At 69.9% G+C, this 8,704-nt stretch carries 6 protein-coding genes and 1 tRNA gene; 3 read left to right on the forward strand and 4 right to left on the reverse strand.

The genetic code is table 11. From position 1 onward, the window contains the following. A partial coding sequence (locus tag FrCorBMG51_RS15905; protein WP_235433622.1) for an FhaA domain-containing protein occupies positions 1-1,031 on the reverse strand: 1,031 nt, incomplete at its 3' end. Between the two features lie 115 nt (positions 1,032-1,146). On the opposite strand from FrCorBMG51_RS15905, the gene FrCorBMG51_RS15910 reads away from it, so the two are divergent. Continuing rightward, a tRNA-Leu gene (locus FrCorBMG51_RS15910) sits at positions 1,147-1,229 on the forward strand. Positions 1,230-1,873: 644 nt separating this feature from the next. On the opposite strand, the gene FrCorBMG51_RS15920 is transcribed toward FrCorBMG51_RS15910, so the two are convergent. Continuing rightward, positions 1,874-2,824: a helix-turn-helix transcriptional regulator gene (locus tag FrCorBMG51_RS15920; protein WP_086055491.1), complete on the reverse strand. Its 951-nt coding sequence runs from the start codon at positions 2,822-2,824 to the stop codon at positions 1,874-1,876. 99 nt (positions 2,825-2,923) lie between these two features. Here FrCorBMG51_RS15920 and FrCorBMG51_RS15925 point away from each other — a divergent pair, with 99 nt between their 5' ends. Together FrCorBMG51_RS15925 and FrCorBMG51_RS15930 are read left to right on the forward strand one after the other, a co-directional pair. Continuing rightward, entirely contained in the window at positions 2,924-3,991 is a 1,068-nt protein-coding gene (locus FrCorBMG51_RS15925) for an aldo/keto reductase (protein ID WP_047223847.1), read from the forward strand. Positions 3,992-5,372: 1,381 nt separating this feature from the next. Next, positions 5,373-6,596: a PP2C family protein-serine/threonine phosphatase gene (locus tag FrCorBMG51_RS15930; protein ID WP_235433623.1), complete on the forward strand. Its 1,224-nt coding sequence runs from the start codon at positions 5,373-5,375 to the stop codon at positions 6,594-6,596. Positions 6,597-6,605: 9 nt separating this feature from the next. Here FrCorBMG51_RS15930 and FrCorBMG51_RS15935 read toward each other — a convergent pair whose 3' ends face one another. Together FrCorBMG51_RS15935 and FrCorBMG51_RS31440 are read right to left on the reverse strand one after the other, a co-directional pair. Beyond that, entirely contained in the window at positions 6,606-8,252 is a 1,647-nt protein-coding gene (locus FrCorBMG51_RS15935; RefSeq protein WP_235433624.1) for a Na+/H+ antiporter, read from the reverse strand. A gap of 224 nt (positions 8,253-8,476) precedes the next feature. Then, a partial coding sequence (locus tag FrCorBMG51_RS31440; protein WP_338052756.1) for a helix-turn-helix transcriptional regulator occupies positions 8,477-8,704 on the reverse strand: 228 nt, incomplete at its 5' end.

An 8,704-nucleotide genomic window follows, 5' to 3' on the forward strand; every position in this document is an offset into this window, starting at 1 on the left:
CCGCCACGCCGCGGCTCGCCCCGATAGGGATCGCCACCACGGTATGGGTCGCCCCGATAGGGATCCGCCGGCGGGGGCGAAGGCGGGTAGCCGCCAGGGGAGCCGGGAGGGACGCCCTGGCGCGGATCACCGCGGCGGGGCTCGGCAGGCCGGCCCCGCGGGTCACCAGGTGGAGCCGGCGGCACCGGGACGGGAGGGTACGCGCCCGCCGGACCCGGCGGCGCGCCTGCGGGAGCCTGCGCGCCCGCCGGGACACGCCCGGCGGCCCGGCCCCTGTCAGCGCCCCGTTGATCGTCCCGCCGGAAGGCCAGGATCGTCGCGCCCAGTTCGATCTGGTCACCGTTGACGAGCTTCACCTGACTGGCGGCCCGGCCGTTGACGATGCTCCCGTTGGTCGAACCATGATCGATATAGACGAACTGCCCGTCGGGCATCCGACGCACCTCGCCGTGCCGGCGGGACACCCCGGTGTCATTGAGACGGATATCACATTCGACGCTGCGTCCAATGACCGTGACCTCGATGTCCAGCGGGTACTCGCGCTCCTCCCCGCTGCCCCGGCCATCAGGCCCCGGTTTGGTCGAGACGACAAGCCGAGGCGCCCCCGGCGGCATCGGCCGCGACCGCCCCGCCGCACGCCTGCCAGCCACCGCGCCGGGATCCGCCGCGGCAACACTGCTACGGATACGGAACACCCCGACATCCAGGTCGTCAGCCTCGGCCAGCCGTACCCCCACCGGCCCCACGAACGTGTACCGCTGCTCGGCGGCATGCTCCCGAACCATCTCGGCCAGCTCGTCACAAAGCGCTCGCGTATAAGGAGCAAGCCGGGCGAAGTCGCTGGTGGCAAGCTCGACCGCGAACTCGTTCGGGACGAGCACCCGGTTCGCGCTGTTGGCGCGCCGGTCATCGGTCTCACGAGCCAACGCGCTTGCGATCTCGACCGGCTCGACACCGCCCTTGAAGACCTTGGCGAACGCGCCCTCGACGAGGCCGCCCAGGCGACGCTCAAAGCGCTGTAGCACGCCCATCTCGGCCTCCCCTCCTCCCCCGGCCTGCTACCGGCACTGAGATCGTATGCTTCCGGTTGAGCGCCGCCCACGGCTCGGGCGGTGTGGATCGCGTGATAGCGTGATAGTCGCACTCGGGCGAGTGGCGGAATGGCAGACGCGCACGGTTCAGGTCCGTGTGTCCTGACGGACGTGGGGGTTCAACTCCCCCCTCGCCCACGAGCTGGCTCGTGCTGGTCGCCCCCCTGCGGGGGGCTTCCCCGGGGGCCGGGATGTCTGCCGGGGGGGCCGAGCCCCCCGGCACCCCCCACGGTTTTATGGTTGGGGTGGCTTGCTGTCCTTTGGGCAGCTTCGCTTTGCTTGGGGGTTGAGCCTAGCCAAGTGATCTTCGTACGCTATGGCATGAGCTGAGTGTTTATGTCTGCGTTCGGGGCAGTGACTGGCTTCGCTGCCTCTCCGTAATTTTATCCTGTCGGTATGTTACGACCAGGGTGTGCTCGTGCCCACTGGTTGGTGCCCGGCGAGCGTGGTCCCATCGAGCCGGATCGTGATCCTGCGGGGGGCTGTGGGTAGTGGCGCGGATGGTTCGGGTGCCGTTCGCCGCGTGGCGGGTGACGGCGAACGGCGCCCGAACCGGGTCAGGTCGCGCTGTCCGGCTGGTCCGTGCCGGGTGGGCGGTGAACAGCATGGCGAGGTGATGAGCGCGGTCGCCGCGCCGTCTTGCCCGGGCCGTGCGGATGCTGGTCGATGCGGTGGCTGGCGGGGGCGGTCCGGGTGGGCTGGTCGGCGGGCGGGGGCTGTTGGTGCGGGGGTGCGCCGGCGGGCGTGACCGACGGAAGCAGCGCAGTATTCCCGCGTTACGATCAGCATCGTGGGTCGGTTGGACGGCTGGACGCTGTCGCCACCGACCCGGCCGAGTTCATCGCCGCACCCCGTGCCCCTGCGCCGGTGGGCGGCTTGCCCTCGGCCTGCCAGCTACCCAGCAGCCGCAGCGCGCCTTCGGATGGCGAGTCCGGCTCGGCGAAGTACACGATCAGCACGTGGTGCTCTTCGCCGGTGGAACGAAGGGTCTCCCACGACAGGTCGAGGGGACCGACGAGCGGGTGGTTCAGCCGGAGGGTGCCATGGGTCTTGTCCCGCACCACGTAGCGGCTCCAGCGGCGGCGGAAGTCCTCGCTCTTGACCGACAGCTCGCCCACGAGCGCGGCCAGGTCGGGATCGTCGGGGTCGCGGCCGGCCTGGTAGCGAAGGTAGGCGACGAGGTCGTCGGCCTTCTGTTCCCAGTCGTCGTACAGGTCGCGCCACGTCTCGTCGAGGTAGACGAGCCTTGCCTTGACGCGCCGCTCGGGCGGGAGCCGGGGGAAGTCGGCGAAGACGGCGCACGCCAATGGGTTCCAGGCCAGCACCTCGGTGTGCGGGCCGACAATATAGGCGGGGCTGCCGCCGAACGAGTCGAGCATCTGCCGCAGCGCGGGTCGGACGCCTCGAGCGGCTCGCGGCGGATGTGGCCGCGCCGGCGCCGGCCGAGCGAGATGGAAGAGGTGGTCGCGCTCGGAGCCGTCCAGGCGCAGCGCGCGGGCCACCGCGTCGAGCACGACATGGGAGATCGCACCTGTGCGCCCCTGCTCGAGCTGGATGTAGTAGTCGACGCTGACGCCGGCCAGCAACGCGAGCTCCTCGCGGCGAAGTCCCGGCACCCGCCGATGCCCGAGGCCCCCGGGCAGCCCGACGTCCTGCGGGCGTAGCTGCGCGCGACGCGAGCGCAGGTACGCCCCCAGCTCCGAGCGGCGGTCCATGTCCGCATTGTGTTTCATCCACCCGCCATCCAGCCTGGGGTTACCGGCCCCAGGATCGTCCGCCCTGGGGCCGACAGCGCTTTGGCCCGCGCTCCGGGCCGGGCACACGATGCCGCCATGACGCTCTCGACGCTTCCCCTCGGCACCACCAGCCTGCGCATCAGCCGCGTCGGTTTCGGCGCCTGGGCGATCTCCGGTGGCGACTGGAGCTTCGCCTGGGGACCGCAGGACGACGCCGACTCGATCGCCGCGATCCACCGCGCCGTCGACGCCGGCCTGACATGGATCGACACCGCTGCGGCATACGGCAACGGGCACTCCGAAGACGTCGTCGGCCGGGCGCTGCGCACGCTGCCGGCCGCCGACCGGCCCGCGGTCTTCACCAAGTGCGGTCTCATCCGCGACGGCGACGGCCCGGACGCGCCGATCCGCAGGGTCATGCGGCCGGACAGCGTGCGGCACGAGATGGAGGGCTCACTGCGGCGGCTGGGCGTGGAGGCGATCGATCTCTACCAGGTGCACTGGCCCGGGGACGGGCAGCCGCTCGGAGGTGTGGGTGCCGCGGCCGGCGATCCCGACCAGCCGGGCGGCACGCCGCTCGAGGAGTACTGGGCCCTGATGGCGCAGCTCAAGGCCGAGGGCAAGGTCCGCGCGATCGGGCTGTCCAACCACACAGCCGATCTGCTGGAGCGCGCCGAGCGGGTGGCCCATGTCGACGTGATCCAGCCGCTGTTCTCCGCGATCCACCGGGGGGCGGTTCCCGAGCTGGCCTGGGCCGCGGCGCACGGCACCGGCGTCATCGTCTACTCGCCGATGGCCTCGGGCCTGCTCACCGGCGCGTTCAGCGCCGCGCGCGTCGCGGCGCTGCCCGACAACGACTGGCGCGCTCGGCACCCGGACTTCACCGCGGCCCTGGCCGCCAACCTCGAGGTCGCTGCCGCCCTGGCCGCCGTCGCCGAGGCGCGCGGGATCACCACCAGCGCCGCGGCGATCGCCTGGACGCTGAGCTGGCCCGGGGTGACCGCCGCGATCGTCGGCGCGCGCCGCCCTACGCAGATCGCCGACTGGGCCGGCGCGGCGGACCTGACGCTCGACGACGACGAGCTTGCGACCGTCGCCGCCGCGATCGAGCGCTCGGGCGTCGGCGAAGGCCCCAGCCGGCCGCTGTTGACCATCCGTCCCTGAAAGGTCTGTTCATGTATACCGTCGCGGTTGCGTTCGACGTCCCCGCCGAACGCAACCGCGAGTTCATCGACGCAGCGTTGCTGGATGGCCGGACGTCGCTCGCGGCCAAGCCCGCCACGGCCGAGCCCGCCACGGCCGAGCCCGCCACCCTGCGGTTCGCAGCTCGTCCGGAACCCCGATCAGCCCGACCGATTTGCCTGAACGAGGGCTACGCCCACGAGGCAGCCTTCGGCGCCCACCGCGCCGGCGAGCCGTCCGCCGCGTTCTTCGCGCCATCCGCGACTTCGCCGACGGGCCGACGTGGCTCATCAGGGGCACGCGGGTGGCTGACCCCGACGCCCCGGCCGGCGGCACTTACGATCATCGCCGACTTCCATGCCGGGCCCGGTCCGGCCGACGAGTCTGTGGGTGGTGAGCACATCCCGGGACGGCTGGCCGTCGTAGCCGCCGTCCAGGTGTATGACGGCGCCCGGGGCAGGCCAGCGACCTGCTGTTCCATCCGGGTGAGGGCGGATTCGAGCAGGGGGCGTCATGCCCCCGGCACTCCCCACGGTTTTATGGTTGGGGTGGGTTGCCGCCTTTTGGGAAGCTTCGCTGGGCTGGTTGGGCTGGTTGGGCTGGTTTACTGTCTTTTGTGTTGTTTTGCTGGGGCTGTGATGTCTGGCCCGGATGGCGAGCTCACCGAAAATCCTAGGGGCGACGGCTCTGACAACATCATTAGCGTTTCTGTCGGGTTCTGGCTTCGCTGAGGGTGTGAGGTCTGCCGGGGTGGGGATGGTGTCGGCGGGCGGGGCCGTGACGTCGAAAACAGGGTGGAAGCGATGTCATCGCTTCGTTCGCACACTCTTCGGATGTCCGTCTCCGGGATGATCCGGCTGTCCGCGGCCCGCGGGAGCGGCTGGTTGGTCGGTGACCGGCGCAGACGGTTCACGTCGAGACGGCTGTGGATGATTCCGTCACAGAGTGTCCCGTGGTCCCGACGGTGCTTGTCGGGGGCCGAGGGCAGGCCGACCAGGTCGTGTACCGGACCGTCCGCGCACAGCACAGCACGGCATCGGCGAGCTCGAACAGTACGTCGCTCCGCCGGGTCGGGCAGCGGCAGGGGGCTCCCCTCGGAGTCGACCCACCACATTCGGGTATTCGACCGCGGGGACATTGTGGGCCGAGCTGTCGCGCCGCGACCTTCTATTTGATCATGATTTCCTTGGCGGGAAGGAATGATCAACGGGAGGTTGTTTTATGCCATGGTGACACGCCGGGGCATCCCGGATCACCATCACCTATCACGAAGTGTGACCGGAAGAGGTTAAGCGACAAGCTGAAGGTGTGAGCCCGATAGCCCAGCGTGCCGGTTGTCGCGGCGCTGACTAGCGTGAGAGGAGTGGCACCTTCTGGAACGGTCGATTTACGGAAGCTGCTGACGGCGGTGGAACGCGCCGCGCCCGCCGACGCGGTGCACGCGGTGGCGGGTGAGCTGACCCGGATGATCGGCGCGTTTGGGGTGTCCTTCCTGATCGCGGACTATGCGGGCGGTTGCCTGGCGCGGTTTCCCGATGGTGACGGGACGGGCGGAAATACGATGGAACGGGTGCCGACGGATGGCACCGTCCACGGGTGGGTGTTGCGGACACAGCGGGTGCGGGTGTGCCGATCCTCGGCCCGGACGAGTGTGTATGTGCCGGTTACGGCCCGCGGCGAGGCGATCGGGGTGCTCGAGGCACACCTGCCTGCCGGTGCCACCGAGGATGCTGTCGAGACCGTCGCCAGCACGGGGCATGCCCTGGCCTACATCGTGATCACGAATCGGCGGTACACGGATCTGTTCGAGTGGGGCCAGCGTTCCGTCCCGCTCGGGCTGGCGGCGGAGATCCAACGACGGTTGCTGCCGGAGTCGTTCACCTGTGAGGGTGCGCAGGCGACGGTGGCCGGCTGGGTGGAGCCCGCGGGATCCGTGGCAGGGGACACCTTCGACTACAGCTTCGGGCGTTCCCAGCTGTATGTGTCACTCACCGACGCGATGGGACACGAGCTGGCGGCGGCGCTGCTGGCGACCTTGCTGGTGGGTAGCCTGCGCAACGTCCGCCGTGGTGGCGGGGATCTCGCAGAGCAGGTCGTGCGGGCGAACACGATGATGGCGGCGCACATTCGGCCCGACCAGTTCGTCACCGGTCTGCTGCTGCAGGTCGATCTGTCCACCGGGGCCGTCAGCGTGGTGAACGCCGGGCATGTGCCGTTCTACCGTCTGCGGGACGGCGTTGTGGAGACGGTGTCCTTTCCGGCGGATCCGCCGTTCGGCATGTTCGCGGAGACTCGTTACCGTACGCACAGCCTTCGGCTGCGGCCCGGTGATCGGCTGGTGCTGGTCACCGACGGTATCGTGGAGCGTAACGCCGCACGGGTCGATCTGCCCGTGGTGCTGGTCGAGACGCGGGGTCTGCATCCACGGGAACTCGTCCAGGACCTCACCGGCAGGGTCGTGCGAGCCGTGAAGGGCAGGCTGGCCGACGACGCGTCGGTCTTCTGTCTGGACTGGTACGGCGGCGGCGAACGTATGCGGAACGTCTCCAGCGGCGCGGACGCCAGCCGTGCGTCCGCCGCGATCTGAGGGGCCGTTTCAGCTCTGAGGGGCCGTTTCAGCATGGCGCGGGGGCCTGGGCACGGGCGGCGGCAGCGCCCCCTCCTCGCGATCGAGTTCGTTCTCCAGCAGCCGGAGGCTGCTGTCAGGCAGGTTCCCGGTGTCCCGCCAGAGCAGCAGTTCGTCCCGCTCCGCCTCGATCATGGTTCGGCGGACGTGACCGAACACGGCGCTGGTGCTCTCGGCCGCGGGGTTGGCCGTGGTGTCCACAGCCAGCGCCGCGAGGATGTCCTCGCTCCGTCTCCTGCGGATGTCCGCGATGTTCCGCAGTCGTTCGACGATGTCCTCGGGGACCGACTCGCGGTTCTGGAGTGACTCGAGCGCCCGCAGCCCCGCGTCCGCCGCCGCGATCCGTGCCCGTGCGCGCAGGCGCTGGTCCTCGCCCAGGTCGGGTCGTAGCCCCAGCCACCGCAGCAGCGGTCCGAAGGTGAGTCCCTGACCGACGAGTGTGACCAGCACCGTGACGTACGCGCAGAACAGCAGCAGGTCGTGGTGCGGGAAGGGGGCGCTGCCGGCGGACGGCGGCAGGGCGAAGACGGCGGCGAGGGAGATCACCCCGCGCATGCCCGTCCAGGACAGAGCGGTCAGTTCACGGCCGTTGAGGTTCGGGTGCGGCGAGAGGATCCGCAGCCGCACGGGCAGCAGGGTGGGCAGCAGCAGCCACAGGGGGCGTAGCAGCACGATCGAGGCGATCGTGACCGTCGTCGCGGCGACCACCGTGCTGACCGGATACTTCTGGATGTTGTGGAGGACGGCAGGTAGCTGCTGGCCGATGAGGAGGAAGACGAATCCCTCCAGCAGGAGGTCGACGAGGTGCCAGACGGCCACGGCGTGCAGGCGCGCGGGCCCGGACTGCAGCCGCCGTGACCGGTGGCCCAGGACCAGGCCCGCGACCACCACGGCGAGGACACCGGAGCTGTGGAAGGCCTCCGCCGGCAGGTAGGCCAGGAACGGGGTTGCCAGCGAAAGAGTGGTCTCCACCACCGGTTCCTCCAGCCGGCGACGGACCAGGCCGACGATCCAGGCGACGGCGAGGCCGAATGCGATACCCCCGGCGAGGGCCAGGACGAACCGTCCCAGCACGGACGGCACGTCGAAACCCCCGCCGACCAGGGCGGCCACCGCCACTGTGTACACGGTCAGAGCCGTCGCGTCGTTGAGGAGGCTCTCCCCTTCGATCACGGTACGCAGCCGTTCGGGCAGACCCAGCCGCCGTCCGATGGACAGTGCCGAGACGGGGTCCATCGGAGCCAGCGCGGCGCCGAGAGCGCAGGCGGCCGCGAATGACAGACCGGGCACGACCGCTGCCAGCAGGTAGCCCGTGAGCAGAGCGGTCGCTATGATCATCAGGACGGACAGTGAGATCACGGTCCGGAGGTTCGCGCGGATCCCTGTCAGGCTCGAGTTCAGCGCCGCGGAGTACAGCAGCGGCGGCAGGACCAGGACGAGGACGACCTCGGAGTCCAGCGCGATGTTCGGACCGGGTAGTACGGCGTACAGGATGCTGACGGCGACGAGCAGGACCGGCGCCGGCAGGCCGACCCTCCGCGCGACCAGGGCCGCAAGAATGATCATTCCCGCGCCCAGCAGCCCGTAGGCGACGTCGACCAGCACTGTCCACTCCACCCTCCGGCATCCGCCGTGTGCGTCGCCTACCTGGACGTCCGGATGAATTCGTCACGGTCCGTATGAGATCGACGAGTTCGGGATCGGCGTAGGCCCGCTCGCCGGCCGTCCGGCACGGCGCGTGTCCCTGGTTACGAGGCGGACGAGACGGATCGCGGGTCCGTCTCGCGGAAGGAATTCCCCTGGAGGCGGGTGGAGGACAGCCGGTGGCCCACCAACGCCGACTACGTTTCGCGATCGGTCACACCGTTCACGAGCCAGAGCTCCACGTCGCAGGCACGCCACAGACTGAAGTGGGGGATCTCCTGGGCGGGATCGGGAAAATCCGGTCGACGGGAGAGAAGCCGGGCCCGTTGTACGGAGATACCCAGCCTCTGAGCGATGTCCCCGGTCGTCCACAGTTGTTTGTCGCCCATTCCACCACCGTACGGCAGTACCAATGCCGCTAAGAT

Source organism: Protofrankia coriariae, assembly GCF_001017755.1.
GTDB classification, from domain to species: Bacteria; Actinomycetota; Actinomycetes; order Frankiales; family Frankiaceae; genus Protofrankia; species Protofrankia coriariae.

Bases quoted from the DNA above. Each gene is read 5' to 3' on its own strand.
- FrCorBMG51_RS15920 (WP_086055491.1), bottom strand. From the start codon at position 2,824: ATGAAACACAATGCGGACATGGACCGCCGCTCGGAGCTGGGGGCGTAC.
- FrCorBMG51_RS15925 (WP_047223847.1), top strand. From the start codon at position 2,924: ATGACGCTCTCGACGCTTCCCCTCGGCACCACCAGCCTGCGCATCAGC.